Origin of the sequence: Micromonospora sp. BQ11, from assembly GCF_052068135.1 — a bacterium.
In the GTDB taxonomy this organism is placed as follows: Bacteria; Actinomycetota; Actinomycetes; order Mycobacteriales; family Micromonosporaceae; genus Micromonospora.
Map to the genome: position 1 here is coordinate 143873 of NZ_JBQHDB010000016.1, position 18910 is coordinate 162782.

Annotated in this window: 21 protein-coding genes; 9 read left to right on the top strand and 12 right to left on the bottom strand. The window is 73.5% G+C overall.

What is annotated here, in order from left to right; translation table 11 throughout:
* Nucleotides 1-65 precede the first annotated feature (65 nt).
* Nucleotides 66-2069: a threonine--tRNA ligase gene (gene thrS / locus ACTMSW_RS27290; RefSeq protein WP_441183555.1), complete on the bottom strand. Its 2004-nt coding sequence runs from the start codon at nucleotides 2067-2069 to the stop codon at nucleotides 66-68.
* A 277-nt stretch (nucleotides 2070-2346) separates the two neighbouring features.
* On the opposite strand from thrS, the gene ACTMSW_RS27295 reads away from it, so the two are divergent.
* Entirely contained in the window at nucleotides 2347-3222 is an 876-nt protein-coding gene (locus ACTMSW_RS27295) for a DUF1775 domain-containing protein (RefSeq protein ID WP_441183556.1), read from the top strand.
* 4 nt (nucleotides 3223-3226) lie between these two features.
* Here ACTMSW_RS27295 and ACTMSW_RS27300 read toward each other — a convergent pair whose 3' ends face one another.
* Nucleotides 3227-4147, bottom strand: a complete 921-nt coding sequence (locus ACTMSW_RS27300) for an ADP-ribosylglycohydrolase family protein (protein WP_441183557.1) — start codon at nucleotides 4145-4147, stop codon at nucleotides 3227-3229.
* A 73-nt stretch (nucleotides 4148-4220) separates the two neighbouring features.
* On the opposite strand from ACTMSW_RS27300, the gene ACTMSW_RS27305 reads away from it, so the two are divergent.
* Both ACTMSW_RS27305 and ACTMSW_RS27310 read left to right on the top strand, forming a co-directional pair.
* Nucleotides 4221-4910, top strand: a complete 690-nt coding sequence (locus ACTMSW_RS27305) for a response regulator transcription factor (protein ID WP_441183558.1) — start codon at nucleotides 4221-4223, stop codon at nucleotides 4908-4910.
* Nucleotides 4911-4939: 29 nt separating this feature from the next.
* Nucleotides 4940-6343: an ATP-binding protein gene (locus ACTMSW_RS27310; RefSeq protein ID WP_441183559.1), complete on the top strand. Its 1404-nt coding sequence runs from the start codon at nucleotides 4940-4942 to the stop codon at nucleotides 6341-6343.
* Nucleotides 6344-6556: 213 nt separating this feature from the next.
* On the opposite strand, the gene ACTMSW_RS27315 is transcribed toward ACTMSW_RS27310, so the two are convergent.
* Both ACTMSW_RS27315 and ACTMSW_RS27320 read right to left on the bottom strand, forming a co-directional pair.
* Nucleotides 6557-7579: an adenosine deaminase gene (locus ACTMSW_RS27315; protein WP_441183561.1), complete on the bottom strand. Its 1023-nt coding sequence runs from the start codon at nucleotides 7577-7579 to the stop codon at nucleotides 6557-6559.
* The gene (locus ACTMSW_RS27320; RefSeq protein WP_441183562.1) at nucleotides 7576-8361 is read right to left on the bottom strand and encodes a trans-aconitate 2-methyltransferase; all 786 of its coding nucleotides are present in this window, start codon (nucleotides 8359-8361) and stop codon (nucleotides 7576-7578) included. Before ACTMSW_RS27320 ends, ACTMSW_RS27315 begins: the two co-directional genes overlap by 4 nt.
* Before the next feature lie 84 nt (nucleotides 8362-8445).
* On the opposite strand from ACTMSW_RS27320, the gene ACTMSW_RS27325 reads away from it, so the two are divergent.
* Together ACTMSW_RS27325 and ACTMSW_RS27330 are read left to right on the top strand one after the other, a co-directional pair.
* Nucleotides 8446-9429 (top strand): aldo/keto reductase, encoded by a 984-nt coding sequence (locus tag ACTMSW_RS27325; protein WP_441183563.1) that lies wholly within the window; start codon nucleotides 8446-8448, stop codon nucleotides 9427-9429.
* Nucleotides 9423-9665: a hypothetical protein gene (locus tag ACTMSW_RS27330; RefSeq protein WP_441183564.1), complete on the top strand. Its 243-nt coding sequence runs from the start codon at nucleotides 9423-9425 to the stop codon at nucleotides 9663-9665. The genes ACTMSW_RS27325 and ACTMSW_RS27330 overlap by 7 nt, the downstream gene beginning before the upstream one ends.
* 137 nt (nucleotides 9666-9802) lie before the next feature.
* On the opposite strand, the gene ACTMSW_RS27335 is transcribed toward ACTMSW_RS27330, so the two are convergent.
* The 7 genes from ACTMSW_RS27335 to ACTMSW_RS27365 form a co-directional block, all read right to left on the bottom strand.
* Nucleotides 9803-10006, bottom strand: coding sequence for a cold-shock protein (locus ACTMSW_RS27335; protein WP_007075740.1), 204 nt, complete (start codon nucleotides 10004-10006; stop codon nucleotides 9803-9805).
* Between the two features lie 288 nt (nucleotides 10007-10294).
* The gene (locus tag ACTMSW_RS27340; RefSeq protein ID WP_441183565.1) at nucleotides 10295-10567 is read right to left on the bottom strand and encodes a DUF4235 domain-containing protein; all 273 of its coding nucleotides are present in this window, start codon (nucleotides 10565-10567) and stop codon (nucleotides 10295-10297) included.
* Entirely contained in the window at nucleotides 10564-10908 is a 345-nt protein-coding gene (locus ACTMSW_RS27345) for a DUF3618 domain-containing protein (RefSeq protein WP_441183567.1), read from the bottom strand. The genes ACTMSW_RS27340 and ACTMSW_RS27345 overlap by 4 nt, the downstream gene beginning before the upstream one ends.
* Entirely contained in the window at nucleotides 10905-11339 is a 435-nt protein-coding gene (locus ACTMSW_RS27350) for a phage holin family protein (RefSeq protein WP_357036248.1), read from the bottom strand. The genes ACTMSW_RS27345 and ACTMSW_RS27350 overlap by 4 nt, the downstream gene beginning before the upstream one ends.
* 571 nt (nucleotides 11340-11910) lie before the next feature.
* Complete coding sequence (locus ACTMSW_RS27355) at nucleotides 11911-13107, bottom strand: mechanosensitive ion channel family protein (RefSeq protein ID WP_441183568.1); 1197 nt, start codon at nucleotides 13105-13107, stop codon at nucleotides 11911-11913.
* An 82-nt stretch (nucleotides 13108-13189) separates the two neighbouring features.
* The gene (locus ACTMSW_RS27360) at nucleotides 13190-14011 is read right to left on the bottom strand and encodes a DUF1206 domain-containing protein (RefSeq protein WP_441183569.1); all 822 of its coding nucleotides are present in this window, start codon (nucleotides 14009-14011) and stop codon (nucleotides 13190-13192) included.
* Between the two features lie 71 nt (nucleotides 14012-14082).
* The gene (locus ACTMSW_RS27365; protein ID WP_441183570.1) at nucleotides 14083-14439 is read right to left on the bottom strand and encodes a hypothetical protein; all 357 of its coding nucleotides are present in this window, start codon (nucleotides 14437-14439) and stop codon (nucleotides 14083-14085) included.
* A 45-nt stretch (nucleotides 14440-14484) separates the two neighbouring features.
* On the opposite strand from ACTMSW_RS27365, the gene ACTMSW_RS27370 reads away from it, so the two are divergent.
* Both ACTMSW_RS27370 and ACTMSW_RS27375 read left to right on the top strand, forming a co-directional pair.
* Complete coding sequence (locus tag ACTMSW_RS27370) at nucleotides 14485-15711, top strand: cysteine desulfurase-like protein (protein WP_441183571.1); 1227 nt, start codon at nucleotides 14485-14487, stop codon at nucleotides 15709-15711.
* Complete coding sequence (locus ACTMSW_RS27375; protein ID WP_357036233.1) at nucleotides 15708-15995, top strand: GNAT family N-acetyltransferase; 288 nt, start codon at nucleotides 15708-15710, stop codon at nucleotides 15993-15995. Before ACTMSW_RS27370 ends, ACTMSW_RS27375 begins: the two co-directional genes overlap by 4 nt.
* Before the next feature lie 12 nt (nucleotides 15996-16007).
* On the opposite strand, the gene ACTMSW_RS27380 is transcribed toward ACTMSW_RS27375, so the two are convergent.
* Nucleotides 16008-17501 (bottom strand): glycoside hydrolase family 3 protein, encoded by a 1494-nt coding sequence (locus ACTMSW_RS27380; RefSeq protein WP_441183572.1) that lies wholly within the window; start codon nucleotides 17499-17501, stop codon nucleotides 16008-16010.
* Nucleotides 17502-17674: 173 nt separating this feature from the next.
* Between ACTMSW_RS27380 and ACTMSW_RS27385 the strand changes: the two genes are divergently transcribed.
* Nucleotides 17675-17797 carry a hypothetical protein gene (locus ACTMSW_RS27385; RefSeq protein WP_357033281.1) on the top strand — a complete coding sequence of 41 codons (123 nt, stop codon included), beginning with the start codon at nucleotides 17675-17677 and terminating at the stop codon, nucleotides 17795-17797.
* Between the two features lie 112 nt (nucleotides 17798-17909).
* On the top strand, nucleotides 17910-18860 hold the full coding sequence (locus tag ACTMSW_RS27390) for a TIGR03557 family F420-dependent LLM class oxidoreductase (RefSeq protein WP_441183573.1): 951 nt from the start codon (nucleotides 17910-17912) through the stop codon (nucleotides 18858-18860).
* Nucleotides 18861-18910 lie beyond the last annotated feature (50 nt).

An 18910-nucleotide genomic window follows, 5' to 3' on the forward strand; every position in this document is an offset into this window, starting at 1 on the left:
CCACCCGGACGGGATGTTAAAAGGGGTCCCCTGTTATGCAAAAAGCGATAACAGGGGGCCCTTCCTTACACCTCGGCCGAGGGGCCGACGTTGGTGCGGGTGGAGACGACGTCGACGACGTGGGTGACGGCCTCGGCGATCGGCACCCCGTTGCGCTGGGAGCCGTCCCGGTAGCGGAAGGACACCGTGCCGGCGGCCACGTCGTCGTCGCCGGCGATGACCATGAACGGGATCTTCTGCTGCTGCGCGGTGCGGATCTTCTTCTGCATCCGGTCGTCACCGGCGTCCACCTGGGCGCGGATCCCCTCGGCACGCAGCGCCGCGACGAAGCCGTGCAGGTAGTCGGTGTGGTCCTCGCGGATCGGGATGCCGACCACCTGCACCGGGGCCAGCCAGGCCGGGAACGCGCCGGCGTAGTGCTCGGTGAGCACGCCGAAGAACCGCTCGATCGAGCCGAAGAGCGCCCGGTGGATCATGACCGGCCGCTGCCGGGTGCCGTCGGCCGCCTGGTACTCCAGGTTGAACCGCTCCGGCAGGTTGAAGTCGACCTGGATGGTGGACATCTGCCAGGTCCGGCCGATGGCGTCCTTGGCCTGAACGGAGATCTTCGGGCCGTAGAAGGCCGCGCCGCCCGGGTCGGGGACGAGGGCGAGGCCGGATTCCTCGGCGGCCGAGCGCAGCGCCTCGGTGGCCCGCTCCCAGTTCTCGTCGGTGCCGACGGACTTCTCCGGGTTTCGGGTCGACAGCTCCAGGTAGAAGTCGTCCAGGCCGTAGTCGCGCAGCAGGTCCAGCACGAACGACAGCAGCGACTTGAGCTCGCCGGCCATCTGCTCCTGGGTGCAGTAGATGTGCGAGTCGTCCTGGGTCATGCCGCGGACCCGGGTCAGGCCGTGCACCACGCCGGACTTCTCGAACCGGTAGACCGACCCGAACTCGAACAGCCGCAGCGGCAGCTCCCGGTAGGAGCGCCCCCGGGACCGGAAGATGAGGTTGTGGAACGGGCAGTTCATCGGCTTGAGGTAGTAGTTCGCGCCCTCCATCTCCATGGGCGGGTACATGCCGTCGGCGTACCACTGGAGGTGCCCGGAGGTCTCGAAGAGCTGCCCCTTGGTGATGTGCGGGGTGTTGACGAACTCGTACCCGGCGGCCTCGTGCCGCTTCCGGGAGTAGTCCTCCATCTCCCGGCGGATGATGCCGCCCTTGGGGTGGAAGACCGCCAGGCCGGAGCCGATCTCGTCGGGGAAGCTGAACAGGTCCAGGTCCGCGCCGAGCTTGCGGTGGTCGCGCCGGGCGGCCTCCTCCAACAGCTTCAGGTACGCCTTCAGCTCGTCCCGGGTCGGCCACGCGGTGCCGTACACCCGCTGGAGCTGCGGGTTCTTCTCCGACCCACGCCAGTATGCGGCGGCCGAGCGCATCAGCTTGAACGCGCCGATCAGCCGGGTGGTCGGCAGGTGGGGGCCACGGCACAGGTCCGACCAGCAGGCCTTGTCGTCGTTCGCGGCGAGGTTGTCGTAGATGGTCAGCTCGCCGCCGCCCACCTCCATGACCTCGTCGGTGTCGAGGCCCTCGCCCTTCACGTCGATGAGTTCCAGCTTGAACGGCTCGGCGGCCAGCTCCGCCTTCGCCTCGTCGAGGCTGCCGAAGCGGCGGCGGCGGAACCGCTGGCCGGACTTGACGATCTCCTGCATCCGCTTCTCGAGCTTCGCCAGGTCGTCCGGCTGGAACGGCTTGTCGACGGCGAAGTCGTAGTAGAAGCCGTTCTCGATGGGCGGGCCGATGCCGAGCTTCGCCTCCGGGAAGACGTCCTGCACGGCCTGGGCGAGCACGTGCGCGGTGGAGTGGCGCAGCACGTTCAGTCCGTCCGGACTGTCCAGGCTGACCGGCTCGACGCGGGTGTCCTCGGCCGGGGCCCAGTCCAGGTCGCGCAGCTGGCCCTGCGGGTCGCGGACGACGACGACCGCCTTCGGGCCGGACGCGGGCAGCCCGGCCGCGGCCACCGCGTCGGCCGCCGTGGTCCCGGCGGCGACGACGACGGGGTCGGCCACGGCGGGGGTACGGGGTGCGGACACGGTGACTCCTCCAGCAGGTACGGACGGTGAGATGCCGACGGGCGTTCCTGCCGATGCTATCGGTCGCCCGAGCACCGACGCCGCAGGGGAAAGGAAGGGCCCCCTCTTAACGCCTCCGGTAGAGGCGGGGCCCCCTCTTAACACCAAGCGACCAACACCAGCGGCCAACACCAAGCGGCCGACACCAGCGGCGTTGAACCTTTTCGACCTCCCGTCCGAACTACCGGGTGAGGCCGGAGCCGGTACCGGCCGCTGGAGACACGGATGGGAACCGACGATGGCGACAACGCGCGAGATCCGCGTCCGCCGGGCCGGGGTGGTGACCGCCCTGGTCACGCTGGCGGTGCTGGCCTGGCCCGGTGAGGCGTACGCGGCGGACGTGACGATCACCCCGAGCCAGGCCCGGCAGGGCGAGGCGGTGAAGGTGGAGTTCGTGGTGCCGGAGGACCGCGCCGGCACGAAGACCACGCGGATCGAGGTACGGCTGCCGGCCGACGCCCCGATCGCCGAGGTCTACCCGATGTCGGTCGCGGGCTGGGCGCCCCGGATCGACTCCCGCCTCCTCGACACGCCGGTCGCCGGCATCCACTCCACCCGGGTCACCACGGTCACCAGTGCGGTGACCTGGACGCGGATGCCCGGGGCGGCGGCCGGCCCGGCCCGTCTGGTGCTCTCCATGGGCCCGCTGCCGACGGCGGACCGGCTGGCGTTCGAGGTGCTCCAGACGTACGCCGACGGCACGGTGGTCCGGCGGACGGACGCCGCGGCGCCGGTGCTTACCCTGCTGCCCGCCGCTCCCGGGGCGGTGGCCGGCCACGGCGGGCACGGTGGCGCGCCGGCGGCGCCGCAGGGTCAGGTGGCCGACGGGCCGGCGGCCGGGACGGACGGCGACGGCGGCAGCCCGCAGGGCCTGCTCGTCGCCGGGCTGCTGGCCGGTCTGGGCGGCGGGCTCGTCGGCGGCTGGCTGCTCAGCCGGCGCCGCAAGAACGCACCGGACGCGCAGACCGACCTGCGAGCCGTCCTCGACGGCCCGGCCCCCGACGAGCCCCGGCCCGACGGCGAGGCCGACGCGACCGCGACGCCGAACGCGACCGCCACGCCCGACAGGCCCGCGACCGCCGAGCGGCGGGAGGAGCCGGCGCGGGCGGGGTGAGGAGTCAGCCCACCCAGTGCGGCAGGGGCTCGCGGGCGGTGAGCCAGGCGGTGGGCACGCCGCCCGGCGTGCCCACCCCCGTGTACGCGGCGACGACCGAGCCGACGATCGCCGCCGTGGTGTCCACGTCCCCGCCCGCCTCGACGCAGGTTCGGACGGCGGCCGGGTAGTCGTGCAGGTGGGTGGCGGCCACCCAGCAGGTGAAGCCGACGGTGTCCTGGGCGGTGACGCGGGCACCGTTGCCGAGCGCGTCCACGACGTCGGCGGTGGGCCGGCCGAGCAGGTCGGCGGCGCGCCGTACGCTCCGGTGCACCTCGGTCGCCGGGTCCAGCGCGGCCGCCACACCGGCGAGCAGCCGGGCCGGCTCCGGCCGGTCGCCGTCCAGGCGTGCCCGGGCGGCCAGCGCTGCCGCCACCGCCACCGCGACCGCCCCGGCGACGCCCTCGGGGTGCGCGTGGGTCACCTCGGCCGACGCCTGGGCCTGGGCGGCGGCCTTGCTGGTCGAGTCGGCGAAGTACGCGCCCAGCGGCCCCACCCGCATCGCCGCCCCGTTGCCGCAGGAACCCTGTCCGTCGAAGGCGGAGGCGGCGGCCACCGGCCACGGGGTGCCGGTGCGGATCAGCCGCAGGATGCGCACCGCGCCCGGCCCGTAGCCCCGGTACGGCTCACACCGCTCGGCGAAGGCGAGCGCGAGGGCGTCCCGGTCGACGCGGCCGGCCTCGGCCAGTGCCGCCACCACCGAGCAGGCCATCTCGGTGTCGTCGGTCCACGGCCACGGTGGCGGGGGCAGCCGACCGGCGGCCAGGTCGGCGGGACGCCGACCGGGGACGAAGAACTGGGAGCCGAGCGCGTCGCCGACCGACAGGCCGGCGAGGGCGTCCCGGGCGAGCGCCAGGCGACTGTCGGCGAAGAGCGTGAAGGGCATCGTCGTACCAGCTTGCCCGGTTGCGGGGTACGCCGCAACGCGATCAACTTGCCACGCCGAGTACGTTCTTGGGGTGGCCACCGTGCTCCTGGTCGAAGACGACCACGTCGTACGCGGCGCGATGCTGCGTTCTCTCGCCGACCGGGGCCATGCCGTGCACGCCGTGGGCACGGCGCTGGACGCGCTGCGGCGGGTGGCCGCCGAGACGCCGGACCTGGTGGTCCTCGACCTCGGCCTGCCCGACCTGGACGGTTCGGACGCGCTGCGGATGCTGCGCGGCATCACCGACGTGCCGATCATCATCGCCACCGCACGGGACGACGAGCAGTCCGTCGTACGGCTGCTGCGCGCCGGCGCCGACGACTACATGGTCAAGCCGTTCACCGGCGCGCACCTCGACGCCCGGATCACCACGGTGCTGCGCCGCGCCGGGCGCGCGAGCCGTACGGTCCAACCGGCGGTGCACACCGTCGGTGGGCTCCGGGTCGACGTGGGCGAACGCAGCGCCCTCCTCGACGGCGAGCCCCTCGCACTGACCCGCAAGGAATTCGACCTGCTGGCGTATCTCGCCGCGCGACCCGGGCGGGTAGTGTCCCGCCGGGAGCTTTTGGAGGAGGTATGGCGGCAGCCGTCGGTCGGCGAGGACCAGACCATCGACGTTCACCTGTACTGGCTACGCCGCAAAATGGGCGAGTCCGCGGCGAAGCCGCGCTACCTGCGCACCGTGCGGGGGGTGGGCTTCCGGCTGGTGGCGCCGGACTGAGGCGAACGCTTGCCCTGCTCACGGCCGGCATGTGCACCCTGGTCGCGCTGGCGTTCCTGGTCCCGCTCACGGTCAGCCTCGGTGACCGGGCCCGGGAGGACGCGATCGCCGACGCGGCCCGCCGCAGCGCCCTGGTCACCGGCGCCCTGGCGGTCAGCACGGACGCCGACGTGGTGCGGCGCGCCTCGGAGGCCACCGGTGACGACCCGGCGACCCGCCCGCTCGTGCGGGGGCTGGGCGGCGACGAGTCGTCCGGCCGGGCCACCGCCGCGGACCTGGACCAGGCCCGCGCCGACGGCCGGTCCCTGGTGGTGGACGTCGACGGCGGGTTGGTCCGCCTCGACCCGGTGGCGCTCGGGGACACGACGGCCGTGGTCGAGGTGTTCGTGCCGGAGTCCGCGCTCGGCGGCGTGTCCACCACGAGGTGGGTGCTGCTGCTCGGGGTGGCCACCGCCCTGGTGGGCGCCACGGTGCTGGTGGTCGACCGGGTCGCCGTCCGCGCGGTCGACTCGGCCCGCGGCCTGGTCCGCGCGGCGCTCGCGGTGGGCGACGGCGACCTGGGCGTACGCGTGGAGCCGACCGGCCCGCGCGAGCTGGCCGAGGCCGGGTACGCCTTCAACCGGATGGCGGAGCGGCTGGTGGCCGCCCGCGCCGACGAGCGGGAACTGGTCGCCGACCTGTCGCACCGACTGCGTACGCCGCTGACCGCGCTGCGGCTGGACGCCGAGGCGCTGGAGTCCGACGACACGAGCATCGGCACGTTCAGCCCCGCCGAGCTGGACCGGCTGCGCGGGATCCGCCGGATCCGGCAGGCGATCGCCACCCTGGAGGGCGAGGTCGACCAGATCATCAAGACCACCCGCAAGGCGGTCAGCCAGGAGACGGCCCCGGCGATGTGCGACGTCAGCGAGGTGGTCCGCGACCGCATGGTGTTCTGGTCGGCCCTCGCGGGGGACCAGAACCGGCCGCACCGGGTGCTCGGCGCGCAGCTGCGGATTCCGGCCCCGGTGCCCCGGGCCGAGCTGGCCGCCGCGCTGGACGCGGTGATCGGCAACGTCTTCCGGTACACGCCGCAGGGCACCGCCTTCGAGGTGGCGGTGTCCCGGCGGGACGGCTACGTGGCGATCCGGATCGACGACGCGGGTCCCGGCATCGCCAACCCGGACCGGGCGCTGCGCCGGGGTTCCAGCGGCCAGGGCTCCACCGGGCTGGGGCTGGACATCGCCAAGCGGGTGTCGTTGCAGGCCAGCGGTTCGGTCAGCATCGACCGGGCACGGCTCGGCGGTGCCAGCGTGGTGATGCTGCTCGCCGACCCGGAGGCCACGCCCCGGCAGGTCAGCCGGTTCGGGCTGGTCGGCCGGATGGCCCGGGACGCCCGCGACCAGAAGAACGGCGGCCGGCGCTGGCCCCGACCCCGCTCCACCGACGCCTGACGCTCCGCCGACCGGAGGCTGTGGGTCCCGTCAAGTCTTCCTTAGATCACGGTTAACCCCGGTGGCGTGCGGACCGGCAGCTGTCAGGATCGAACCAGAACCCATCAGTTCCGCCGGCCATCGCCCCAGGCACCCACCCACCCGGCCGGTGGAGCCGTGCGCGCGGCGGGAGAGAACGGTCCCCCACACCTGCTCCCGCCGCGCGCCACTCCCCTATCGGCCGGTGGCCACGTACGCGTCGATCTCCGCGCTGATCCGCTGCTTCCCGGCGGTGTCGAGGAAGGACGCGGACACGGCGTCCCTGGCCAGCGCCGCCAGGCCCTCCGGGCCGACGCCGAGCAGCCGGGCGGCCACCGCGTACTCGTCGTTCAGGGTCGTACCGAACATCGGCGGGTCGTCGGAGTTGACGGTGACCAGCACGCCCGCGTCGACCAGCCGGCGCAGCGGGTGCTGGTCGATCGTGGCGACCGCGCGGGTACGCACGTTGGAGGTCGGGCAGACCTCCAGGGCGATCCGGTGCTCCGCCAGGTACGCCAGCAGCTCCGGGTCCTCGGCGGCGGAGATGCCGTGCCCGATCCGCTCGGCGCCCAGGTCGCGCAGCGCGTCCCAGACGGTCTGCGGGCCGGTGGTCTCCCCGGCGTGCGGCACGGAGCGCAGACCGGCCGCCCGTGCCTGGTCGAAGTAGGGCTTGAACTGCGGGCGCGGCACGCCGATCTCCGGGCCGCCCAGCCCGAAGCTGATCAGCCCGTCCGGGCGCTCCTCCAGCGAGATGCGCAGCGTCTCCTCGGCCGCCGGCAGGCCGGCCTCGCCCGGGATGTCGAAGCACCAGCGCAGCTCGATGCCGAAGTCGGCGGCGGCCCTCTTGCGGGCGTCCTCGATCGCCTCGCAGAACGCGGGCGCGGGGATCCCCCGGTGTACGTGCGAGTACGGCGTCACGGTCAGCTCGGCGTAGCGGACCTGCTGGCGGGCCAGCTCCCGGGCCACCTCGTGGGTGAGGATCCAGACGTCCTCCGGGTCGCGGACGAGGTCCACGACGCTCAGGTACAGCTCGATGAAGTGCGCGAAGTCGCGGAACACGAAGTAGTCGGCGAGCGCCGCCGGATCGGCCGGCACCGGCGTACGACCCTCGTGCCGGGCGGCCAGCTCGGCGACGATCCGGGGTGAGGCGGAGCCGACGTGGTGCACGTGCAGCTCCACCTTGGGCATTCCGGCGATGAACGTGGGCAGGTCGGTCACTGGTTCTCCTCGGCACGGGCGCCGGTTCGGGCGACGACGAAGACGCGTCGGAACGGGAAGTACACCCGACCCTGCCGCGCCGGGTACGCCTCGGTGAGCCGTACGCCCAGCTCGGTCCGGAAGTCGGACCAGCCGGCGGCGTCCAGGGCCGCGCGGACCGGCCGGAGCGCGGTCCCCTCCATCCAGGTCAGGACGGGGTGGTCCGCGTCGGCGCGGGCCGGCAGCAGGTGCACGTAGGTAGTCTCCCAGGCGTCCACGGTGCAGCCGGCGTCGGTCAGCAGCGTGGCGTAGCCGACCGGGTCGTCGACCGGCGCCTCGCGCAGCAGCGGGGCGAGGGTGTCGCGCCAGGCGGACCGGGCGGCGACCTCGCGCAGCGCGCGGTGCGACGGCGCGTCGAAGTTGCCGGGCACCTGCACCGCGAGCCACGCGCCGGCGGGCAGCTCGGCGGCCCACCGGGTGAGCAGGCCCCGGTGGTCGGGTACCCACTGGAGCACCGCGTTGCAGACCACGACGTCGGTGTCGGCGTCGGGCCGCCAGTCCCGCACGTCCCCCTCGGCGACGTCGACCGTGGTGACGGCGGCGGCGACCATCGCCGCCGAGGAGTCCAGGCCCCGCACGCGGGCCGCCGGCCACCGCGCGGCGAGCGTCGCGGTCAACGTGCCGGGGCCGCAGCCCAGGTCGACCACCGCGCGGGGCCGGTCCGCCGCGACCCGGGCCACCAGGTCGTGGAAGGGGCGCGAGCGCTCGTCGCCGTAGCGCAGGTACGTCACGGGGTCCCACATGCCAACCTCCCAAACCGTACGTCCGTCTTGTTTACCGTACGGCCCGCCGCGCAGCCCGGCAAGCGGATCACTAGGCTCTGACCCATGGAGCAGCGAACCTTCCCCCGGCTCGGGCGGGACGTCGGGGTGATCGGGCTGGGCGCCTGGCAGCTCGGCGCCGACTGGGGCACGGTCACCGAGGCCGACGCGATGGGCGTGCTCGCCGCCGCGGTCGACTCCGGTGTCTCCTTCCTCGACACCGCCGACGTCTACGGCGACGGGCGCAGCGAACAGCTGATCGGCCGCTTCCTGCGCACCCGGGGAGACGCCGGCCTCACCGTGGCCACCAAGATGGGCCGCCGGGTGGAGCAGCGGCCCGAGGCGTACACCCTCGACCACTTCCGGCAGTGGACCGACCGCTCCCGGCGCAATCTCGGCGTGGACACCCTGGACCTCGTGCAGCTGCACTGCCCGCCGACGCCGGTCTTCGCCGACGACGCGGTCTTCGACGCCCTCGACACGCTGGTCGCCGAGGAGCGCATCGCCGGGTACGGGGTCAGCGTGGAGACGTGCGACGAGGCGCTCACCGCGATCGCGCGCCCCGGCGTGGCCAGCGTCCAGATCATCCTCAACGCCCTGCGGCACAAGCCCCTGGAGCGGGTGCTCCCCGCCGCCTCGGCCGCCGGGGTGGGCCTCATCGCCCGCGTGCCGCTGGCCAGTGGCCTGCTGTCCGGCCGGTACGACGAGCACACCACCTTCGCCTCCGACGACCACCGGTCGTACAACCGGCGGGGCGAGGCGTTCGACGTCGGCGAGACCTTCTCCGGTGTCGACTTCCACGAGGGTCTCAAGGCCGTCCGTCGGCTCGCGCCGCTGGTGGGGCCCGACCGTACGATGGCGCAGTTCGCACTCCGCTGGGTCGTCGACTCCCCCGGCGTCACCGTGGTCATCCCGGGGGCCCGCGACGCCGCGCAGGCCCGGGCCAACACCGCCGTGGCCGGGCAACCGCCGCTGTCCGAGCGGGAGCGGACCGTCGTGGCGGACGTCTACGACGAGTTGATCCGGCCGCAGGTGCACCACCGATGGTGAACGGGCGGACCGGCGCGGAACCTCCACGGAGGGAGAACGCGATGAAGGGGTGGCTGGCCCTCACTCTCGGCCTGCTCGCCGTGGTGCTCGGCGCGGTCTGGACCGTGCAGGGCCTCGGCTACGTCGAGGGCTCCGTGATGACCGACCAGCGGATCTGGGCGACCGTCGGCCCGGTCTTCGTCCTGGTCGGACTGGTGGTGATCTGGCTCGGCCTGCGCGCCCGCGCGCGCCGCTGACCACCGGCCGACTCCGAGGCGGGCACCCGCCACCCCGGACAGGGGAAAGCCCCGCATCCCGGGACGGGGGTACGGGGCTTCACTCAGATCCGGGGGGCCGGACCACCCAATGGCCGGCGGCTGCCGACCGGCACCGCTCAGATGGGGCGGACCTGCTCGGCCTGCGGACCCTTCTGACCCTGGGCGATCTCGAACTCCACCCGCTGGTTCTCCTCCAGCGTGCGGTAACCGCTGGTCTGGATGGCCGAGAAGTGGACGAACACGTCAGCACCCCCGCCGTCGACGGTGATGAAGCCGAAGCCCTTGTCAGCGTTGAACCACTTCACGGTTCCCTGCGCCATGTGTATCTCCTTCTAAAACTGGCGGCCGAGCACGCCGTGCGGCCGATTGGCCGTTTTCGAGCAGCGGCGTCTGAGGCGGCCCCCACAGAGGAGACTTCTCTCAACCCACGCCATCTCGCAACAGCGTGGATCAGCAAACCACGTGCGCAAAACTCTGCACAGACTAGCGGACGAAATTCTCCGACATGTGACCTGACGGCTGCCGAAGATCCGCTGGGCGGGCGCTCGGCACCACGCGAAAGGCCCCCTCACCGTCGATGCGGTGAGGGGGCCGGAAGGTCCCGCGGGTCAGTCCGGCCAGTGACCGGTGAACCGTCGTACGCCCACCGCTCCACCCCGGTCCACGGCCGCCCGCACGACCGAGAAGATCGCGCCCTGCAACGCCGCGGCGGCCAGGACCTCGCCCCAGCCGCGGTCCTCGTCGGTGGCGCTGGGGGCCTCGCCGTCTCCCGCGGTCATCTGCCACACCTGCCGGAAGATGGCGCCCGCGACGGCACCGGCGGCGATGCCCATCAGCACGCCGACCGGCCTGTACGCGGCCTTCCCGATCCGATTGCTCACCTGCGCCTCCGAATGATCATCAATACGACCACGGCGACGACCGCACCAGCCGCCAACGCCGCGAACGGGGTCGGGTTGCGCTGGACGACCTCGCCCCTCTCCCGTGCCTGCACCCGGGCCACCTGAGCCTTCTGCGCAGCCTGCCCGCGCACCCGGGCGACGGTCTGCGCGGCCTGTTCCCGCATCCGGTCCTTCGCCTGGTCGGCGGAGGACCGCAGGCGGGCCTTCACGTCCGCCTTCGCGGCCAGCGCCTCCACCGTCTCGCCCAGCTCGACCCGGGTCCGCCGGATCTCCTCGCGGAGCGCGTCGGTGTCACCGGGGCCCCGCCCGTTTCCCGTCATGCCCGTCCCCTGTCCTTCACCGCGGCGGTGACGGTGTCCACGTCCGCGCGGACGCTGCGCACCGTCGCCTCCGGCATCGGCGGGACCGCCTGGCTGACCTGCTTCTTGCCGACCAGCGCCAGTACGCCGGCCACCGCGAAGAGCACCACCGCGACGATCAGGGCGGCCGCCCAGGCGGGCAGGACCAGGTCCAGCAACAGGATCGCGGTGGCGACCAGGGCACCGAGGCCGTAGAGCGCCAGCGCACCGCCGCCGCCGAAGAGGCCGATGCCGATGCCGGCGTGCTTGCCCTTCTGGGTCAGCTCCGCCCGGGCCAGGGCCAGTTCGTCTCGGACCAGACGGGAGACCTGCTCCGTGGCCCGCTGCACCAGCTCGGCGGTGGACGGCTCGCTCCCGTTTCGGGATGTGCGGGTGTTCGCCACGTCAGCCATGCTGTCCTCCTTTCATCATCCCGCGCTGTATGCCCGGAGTCGCCCCCCGTCAATCCTTTCGCGACGGGCGGACCGCCGTGTTCCCGGTGCCGGTTCGCCGGCCCGGGCAGAAAGCAGAAGCGTCGCGCTGCAGGTCCCCACGAAACGCCCGGTCAAACTTCCCGGGCGGCCGTATCCCTCCCCCACCACACCAAACGCCCTCAGATCTCCAAGGTCACGCCTCTCCCCCTGGGGTGCGCTGTTCGGGGACGTGTGCCGGCGCCCTGTCGAGCTGATGTCGTAGACGGATCACCGGCCGGGACCAGCCGCCAGTCCGGCCGTGCGGCCGGCGGCTGGGCGGCTGGGCGGCCGGGAACGCTCTGGACGATCTCGGACGTCGGTGCCCGTGATGTCGTCGACGACTCAGCTCGACAGGGCGCGAACGGCGTCGGGGACCGCGGATGTGGGGCCCGGACCGGGGGCGTGCCCTTGTCCGGGCCCGCCGGAGGTCGCTCGCGCCCGGGGAAAGGCGGGAACCCCCCGCGCCGGAGGCGCGAGGGGTTCCGCGGATGCGAGGAGGGCGGGGCGGGCGTCAGCGGCGGGCTTCGACGTGCTCGTCGGGGCCGACGAAGGCCTCGCTGCGGGCGTCGCCGTCGTCGCTGCCGCCGAACACGCGGGCGCCGTCGGGCACCTCACCGTCGGTGCGGCGGCGGACCGGGCGGCGGGGCTGCACCCACTGCCAGGGCAGGTCGCCACCGGCGTCGCCGACCTCGGTACGCAGGCGCGGCATGGCCGTGGGCCGGTGGTCACGGACCCAGGCGACCAGGTGCTCGCGGACGAGGCAGCGCAGGTCCCACAGGCTGCCGGCGTCGGCGGCGCTGACCAGCGCGCGGACCTTGACCATGCCGCCGGTGGCGTCGGTGACCTGCAGGACGCAGACCCGCCCGTCCCACAGTTCGCTGCTCTCCACCAGCCGGCGCAGCTCCTCCCGCATGGCCTGCACGGGGATCGACCAGTCGACGTCGAACTCGGCCGTGCCGAGCACCGCCGCCTCGGTCCGGGTCCAGTTCTGGAACGGTTTGCTGGTGAAGTACGAGGTGGGCAGGATCAGCCGCCGGTCGTCCCAGATCTGGACCACCACGTAGCTGAGCGTCAGCTCCTCGATCCGGCCCCACTCCCCCTCGACGACCACCACGTCGTCGAGGCGTACCGCGTCGCTGAAGGCGAGCTGGAGACCGGCGAAGACGTTGCCGAGCAGGCTCTGCGCGGCCAGCGCGGCGACCACACCGACCACACCGGCACTGGTCAGCACACCGGCGCCGATGCCGCGGACGGCGGGGAAGGTCATCAGCATCACGCCGATGGTCAGCACGACGATCACGGCGATGGTCAGCCGGCGCAGTATCACCACCTGCGTCCGCACCCGCCGCGCGTGCCGGTTGTCCGGCACGTCCACCCGGAACCGGGCGAGCGCGGTGTCCTCGGCCACCACCAGCAGCGCGGCGACCAGCCACGCCGCGGTCGCGATCACGGCGAGCACCAGCAGGTGCAGGACCACCTGCCGCCACGGGGTGCCCACCGCGTACCCCGTGCTGAACCGGACGGCGAAGTGCACCGCCAGGACGGTCGCCGCCACCTGGAACGAGCGGTGCGCGTGCTGGGTGAGCTCGGTCATCAGCAGCGAGCGGCGGCCCAGACGCCGGATCACCCGGTGCACGACCTCCACCACGAACAGGGCGATCGCCGCCGAGGCGAGCACGGCGACGATCGTCCAGACGTACCTCTGCACGTGTTTCTCTCCCTCTTCGACCGGGCGACACTGCTTCGGGCAAAAGCCCCATGGTGCCCGGCGAACCCGGAATCGACCAGCCTCAGACCTTGCGGTACCGCGACTGGAGCAGGCAGAAGACACCGAAGGCGGCGATGCCGAGGGCGACGACGGTGAGCAGGATCTGCCCGTACGACTGCTCACGCAGCGTCCGCAGCGCGGCGTCGAGACCGCGGGCCTTCTCCGGGTCGTAGTTCACCGCGGCCAGGATGATCAGCAGGCCGGAGATGCCGTACGCGACGCCCTTCGAGACGTAGCCGGCGATGCCGAGCCGGCGGGTCACCTTGCGGGTCCTCGGGGCCATCTCACCGGTCTTCAGGTGCTTCTCGAAGCGCTTGACGACGCCGTAGATGACCAGGCCGACACCGATCGCGGCGAGCACCAGCCCGGCGAGGCCGACCAGCCAGCGACCGCCGGTGGACTCCATCGCCTTGCCGGTCAGCGCCTCCTGCTGGTCCGCGCTGTTGGAGCCGGCGTCCTTGAACACCTTGAACGCGGTCCACGCGAAGTAGAGGTAGACGATCGTGCGGCCGGCCGAGGCGAGCCGCTCCCAGACCCGCTCCCTGCCCCGCTCGACGCGGTGGCCCACGGCGGCCTCGAGGGCCTGCCAGATCGCCATGGCGAGCAGGCCGACGGCGATGGTGATGACGAGCACCTTGCCCAGCGGCTGGGCGGCGAGGGTCCGCAGCGCGCCGGACTGGTCGCCGTCGTCGGCGGGCTTCCCGAACGCGATCTGCAGGGCCAGCCAGGCGAACAGGAGGTGCACGACGCCGTAGCCGATGAAGCCGGCACGGGCCAGGAGTTCCAGCCACCTGCTGTTCGCCGTACGGGCGGCGGTGGCTTCGGCGTTCCGGGTCAGAGACATGGCGCCTCAATCTCCGGAAGCGAAGATTTCCAAACGTGGGCCACCGCCGCCCACCTGCTGGTCCAGTGGAATTACGGACGCGCCACGCGGATCGTGACGTTCTGGCCGGTGACGCTGTCGAGGGTCACGTTCAGGCCGGCCACCTCGGTGGCCTGCTGGCCGGTGGTCAGGGTCAGCTGCTCGCCGGCGACCTCGACGGTGACCTGGTCGTCCTGGGCACCGACGAGCTTGGCCTTGACACCGAGGACGTTCGCCTCGGCGTTGACGCCCCGGTCGAAGGTCACGGTGCAGGCGTCCAGGCCGCAGTCGGTCTCGGCGCCCTCGGAACTGCATCCGGCGAGCACGGCGACGCCGAGCGCCAGTCCGGCCAGCAGTCCGGCGGCCCGGCGGGTGGGGGTGAGCGGGGGGATCACGCGTCGGTTCGTCACGCCGCCAAGGGTACGAGACCGCCGCGACACGGTTAGGGTCCCGGAATGCCGTTCGACATCGCCCGCACCCGGGCCTCCTACCCCGCCCTGACCGAGGGCTTCGTCCACTTCGACGGCGCCGGCGGGACACAGACCGCCGCGCCCGTCATCGACGCGGTGACCGACGCGATGCGGACCGCGATCGGCAACCGCAGCGCCGCGTTCACCCCGGGCCGCCGCTCGCTGGAACTGGTGTCCGCCGCCCGCTCGGCGGTCGCCGACCTCCTCGGCGCGGAGCCGGACGGCGTGGTCCTCGGGCCGAGCGCGACCGCGCTGACGTACACCCTGGCCCGGACCCTCGGCGCGACGTGGCGGCCCGGCGACGAGGTGGTGGTCTCCCGGCTCGACCACGACGCGAACGTGCGGCCGTGGGTGCAGGCCGCCGAGGCGGCCGGCGCCGTCGTGCGGTGGGCGGAGGTCGACCCGGCGACCGGCGAGCTGCCGGCCGGGCAGTACGCCGACCTGGTCGGCGAGCGGACCCGCCTGGTCGCGGTGACCGCCGGCAGCAACGCGATCGGTACCGTCCCGGACGTGGCGGCGATCGCCATGACCGCCCACGCGGCCGGCGCGCTGGTCTGCGTCGACGGGGTGCACTCGGTCCCGCACGGCCCGACCGACCTGGCGGCGCTGGGCGCGGACGTGCTGGTCACCAGCGCCTACAAGTGGTCCGGGCCGCACCTGGCCGCGATGGTCGCCGACCCGGCCGTGTGGGACCGGCTCCGGCCGGAGAAGCTGCTGCCCTCCTCCGACGCGGTGCCGGACCGGTTCGAGTACGGCACGCCGAGCTTTCCGCTGCTCGCCGGTGTCGCCGCCGCGGTGGACCACCTGGCCGGGCTGGACCCGGAGGCCACCGGAGGGCGGCGCGAACGGCTGCGCGCCGGGCTGACGGCCTCCCAGGCGTACGAGGAATCGCTGCTGGAGCGGCTGCTCACCGGCCTGGCCGCGCTGCCCGCCGTGACCGTGCTCGGCTCACCGGCGCGACGCTGCCCGACCGTGTCCTTCCGGATCGAGGGGCGGTCGCCGCAGCACACGCAGCAGGCGCTCGGCGCGGCCGGGTTCTGCCTGTCGGCGGGCGACTACTACGCCTACGAGTACTTCCAGAGCCTGGGCCTGCGGGAGCGCGGCGGGGCCGTACGGGCCAGCATCTACCACTACAACACCGTCGACGAGGTCGACCGGTTGCTCACCGAACTTGACCGGCTGACCGACGGTGGGCGCACAATGGCCGGGTGAGCACCCTGGTCGAGGACAACCCCGCCAAGCACCGCTTCGAGATCCTGGTCGACGACGCGTTGGCCGGATTCACCGCCTACCTGCCCCGGGGCGAGGTGCTGGTCTTCACGCACACCGAGGTCGACGAGAAGTTCCAGAACATGGGCGTCGGCGCGGCCCTGGTCCGGGGAACTCTCGACCAGCTGCGGGAACGCGGTACGAAGCTGGTGCCGCGCTGCCCCTTCGTGGCGGCGTTCATCGAGCGCCACCCCGAGTACCGGGACCTCGTCACCACCCAGCCCTGAGGCGGCGTCGGCTCACCGTCCGCCGGTGAGGAGTTCGGCGGCGGCCCGGGCGCCGGCGCGGGTGGCGCCGTGGGTGGCCACGTGCACCGCACCGGTCACCAGCTCCGGTACGCCCAGCTCGACGACGACCGCGTCCGGCCGGGCGGCCAGCGCCCGGTCCACCGCCCGCCGCATCCAGGCGTGGCGGTGCAGGTCACGGACCACCAGCACCAGGGGGCGACCGTCGGCGCCGCCGGTGGGGTCGGTGGGCACCCCGGCCTCGGCGTACCGGGCGGTGGTGGTGCCGGGCCGCAGGTCGGCCAGCGGAGCGGCGAGACCCCACGGGGTCTCCGCGCCGATCGCGATGTTGCGCGGCGGCTCGAACTCCACCACGTGCGCCGGCCCGGCCAGCGGCAGCGTTCCGGCGCCCGCCGGCGCGGTGGTGACCCGGACGGCGCGGCGGGCGGCGGCCAGGCCGACGGAGGAGCACGGGTCCGTGCCGAGGGCGCGCAGCGGACGGTCCGTCCGGGCGGCCGCCGTCCACGCGGCGAGCTGGCCGACCCGCTTGGCGGCCTCGGTGAGGCGCTCCTCGGGCAGGTCACCGGAGACCACCGCGGCCACGATGGCGTCGCGCAGGCGTCGGGCCGCGTCCTCGTCGGCGTGCTCCCCGCCGACACAGATCGCGTCGGCACCGGCGGCCAGGGCGCGGACCGCCGCGCCGGTGAAGCCGTACCGGTCGGTGACGGCCCGCATCTCCACCGCGTCGGTGACCACGACGCCGGAGAATCCCAGCTCGTCGCGGAGCAGCCCGGTCAGGATGCGGCTGCTGAGGGTCGCCGGCAGCTCCGGGTCCAGGGCGGGCACCAGCAGGTGGCCGGTCATCACCGCCTGCACCCCGGCGGCCACGGCGGCGCGGAACGGCGCCAGCTCGACCGCGTCCAGGCGGGCCCGGTCGGCGGTGATCAGGGGCAGGTCGTGGTGGGAGTCGACGCGGGTGTCGCCGTGCCCGGGGAAGTGCTTGGCGCAGGCGGCCACCCCGCCGGCCTGGAGGCCGCGGACCCAGGCGGCGGTGTGCCGGGCCACCAGGGCGGGCTCGGCGCCGAACGAGCGGACGCCGATCACCGGATTGTCCGGGTTGGAGTTGACGTCGGCGTCCGGCGCGTAGTCCAGGGTCACCCCGAGCGCGGCCAGGTCGGTGCCGAGGTCCCGGGCGACCTCCTCGGTCAGCGCCGGGTCGTCGATGGCGCCGAGGGCGAGGTTGCCGGGCCGGGAGCTGCCCCGGGCCGACTCGATCCGGGTGACGTCACCGGCCTCCTCGTCGATGGCGACGATGACGTCCGGGCGTTCGGCGCGCAGGGTGGCGGTCAGGGCGGCCACCTGCGCCGGGTCGACCACGTTGCGGGCGAACAGCACCACCGAGCCGAGCCCCTCGCCGAGCCACCGGCAGACCCAGGGCGGCGGGGTGGTGCCGACGAACCCGGGTTGCAGGACGGCGGCGGCGAGTGACGCGAGGTTCCCCGCGCTCACGCTCCCACCTCGCCGCGCTGACGGAATCGCTCGCCCATGCCGTCGTACCCCCGTCTTCTCCGCGCCCCGGGTGGGCCCGCCACGCGGCGGTGCAGTCATGGTCACACCGTGCGATCAAATAGTCAATAAACCTTACAGTTGCTGGGACGGCCTGCGCTGGGGAGAGTGCGGGGATGGATTCCGTGCTGCTGGCCGACGCGACGAGCCCGGCCGACATCCCCGGCGTACGCCTGCTCGGTCTGGTGGTCGGCGGCCTGCTGCTGCTGGCCGCGATCCGCGCGATGTTCCGCCGCTGACCCCCGCCCCGGACGCCGCGCCGGGCGACGCCGTGGCCGCCGGCCGGGTTCGACGACCACGTCCCGGGTACGGCTGCATCGTTGGACCGGTGCGTACGGCGAAGGGGACGAGATGAAGATCGGGTACTTTCTGTCCAGCGAGGAGTTCACGCCCGCCGAGCTGGTCGAGCAGGCACGCGGCGCCGAGCGGGCCGGGTTCGAGGCGCTGTGGATCTCCGACCACTACCACCCCTGGACCGACGCGCAGGGGCAGAGCCCCTTCGTGTGGTCCGTGATCGGCGCGCTCAGCCAGGTCTGCCGACTGCCGGTCACCACCGCCGTCACCTGCCCGACGGTCCGCATCCACCCGGCGGTGCTCGCCCAGGCCGCGGCGACGAGCGCGGTGCTGCACGAGGGCCGTTTCGTCCTCGGCGTCGGCTCCGGCGAGGCGCTCAACGAGCACATCTTCGGCTACGCCTGGCCGCAGGCCGACGTGCGGCTGGAGATGCTGGAAGAGGCTGTCGCGGTGATGCGCGAGCTGTGGCAGGGCGGCTTCGTCAACCACCACGGCAAGCACTACACGGTCGAGCACGCCCGGATCTACACCCTGCCGGACACGCCCCCGCCGGTCTACGTCTCGGGCTTCGGGCCGAAGGCCATCGACCTGGCCGCCCGGATCGGCGACGGATACGTCAACGTCGCGCCCGAGGCGGAGATGGTGCAGCGGTTCCGGTCCGGCGGTGGGGGCGACAAGCCGTGCCAGGCCGGCTTCAAGGCGGCGTACGCCGACAGCGAGGACGAGGGGATGCGCATCGCGTACGAGCGCTGGCCCAATGCCGGCGTCCCCGGTGAGCTGTCCCAGGTGCTGCCGTCGCCGCGCCACTTCGAGCAGGCCGGCCAGCTGGTGCAGCCGGAGATGATGAAGGAGGCGTTCGTCTGCGGGCGGGACGCGGACGCGCACGTCGCGAAGCTGGAGGAGTACGCGAAGGCCGGGTTCGACGAGGTCTACGTCGCCAACACCGGCCCGCACTGGCAGGGACTACTCGACCTCTACCAGCGCGAGGTCCTGCCCCGCGTGCGGTGAGCGGTACGGGCCCGCGGCGGGCGTCCCGTCGGCGAGCGTGGCTCGACGCG

Coding starts and splice junctions, on each gene's coding strand:
- ACTMSW_RS27295 (WP_441183556.1), top strand. CDS start 2,347: ATGGCGACAACGCGCGAGATCCGCGTCCGCCGGGCCGGGGTGGTGACC.
- ACTMSW_RS27300 (WP_441183557.1), bottom strand. CDS start 4,147: ATGCCCTTCACGCTCTTCGCCGACAGTCGCCTGGCGCTCGCCCGGGAC.
- ACTMSW_RS27310 (WP_441183559.1), top strand. CDS start 4,940: ATGTGCACCCTGGTCGCGCTGGCGTTCCTGGTCCCGCTCACGGTCAGC.
- ACTMSW_RS27320 (WP_441183562.1), bottom strand. CDS start 8,361: ATGTGGGACCCCGTGACGTACCTGCGCTACGGCGACGAGCGCTCGCGC.
- ACTMSW_RS27325 (WP_441183563.1), top strand. CDS start 8,446: ATGGAGCAGCGAACCTTCCCCCGGCTCGGGCGGGACGTCGGGGTGATC.
- ACTMSW_RS27330 (WP_441183564.1), top strand. CDS start 9,423: ATGGTGAACGGGCGGACCGGCGCGGAACCTCCACGGAGGGAGAACGCG.
- ACTMSW_RS27335 (WP_007075740.1), bottom strand. CDS start 10,006: ATGGCGCAGGGAACCGTGAAGTGGTTCAACGCTGACAAGGGCTTCGGC.
- ACTMSW_RS27345 (WP_441183567.1), bottom strand. CDS start 10,908: ATGACGGGAAACGGGCGGGGCCCCGGTGACACCGACGCGCTCCGCGAG.
- ACTMSW_RS27350 (WP_357036248.1), bottom strand. CDS start 11,339: ATGGCTGACGTGGCGAACACCCGCACATCCCGAAACGGGAGCGAGCCG.
- ACTMSW_RS27360 (WP_441183569.1), bottom strand. CDS start 14,011: ATGTCTCTGACCCGGAACGCCGAAGCCACCGCCGCCCGTACGGCGAAC.
- ACTMSW_RS27370 (WP_441183571.1), top strand. CDS start 14,485: ATGCCGTTCGACATCGCCCGCACCCGGGCCTCCTACCCCGCCCTGACC.
- ACTMSW_RS27385 (WP_357033281.1), top strand. CDS start 17,675: ATGGATTCCGTGCTGCTGGCCGACGCGACGAGCCCGGCCGACATCCCC.
- ACTMSW_RS27390 (WP_441183573.1), top strand. CDS start 17,910: ATGAAGATCGGGTACTTTCTGTCCAGCGAGGAGTTCACGCCCGCCGAG.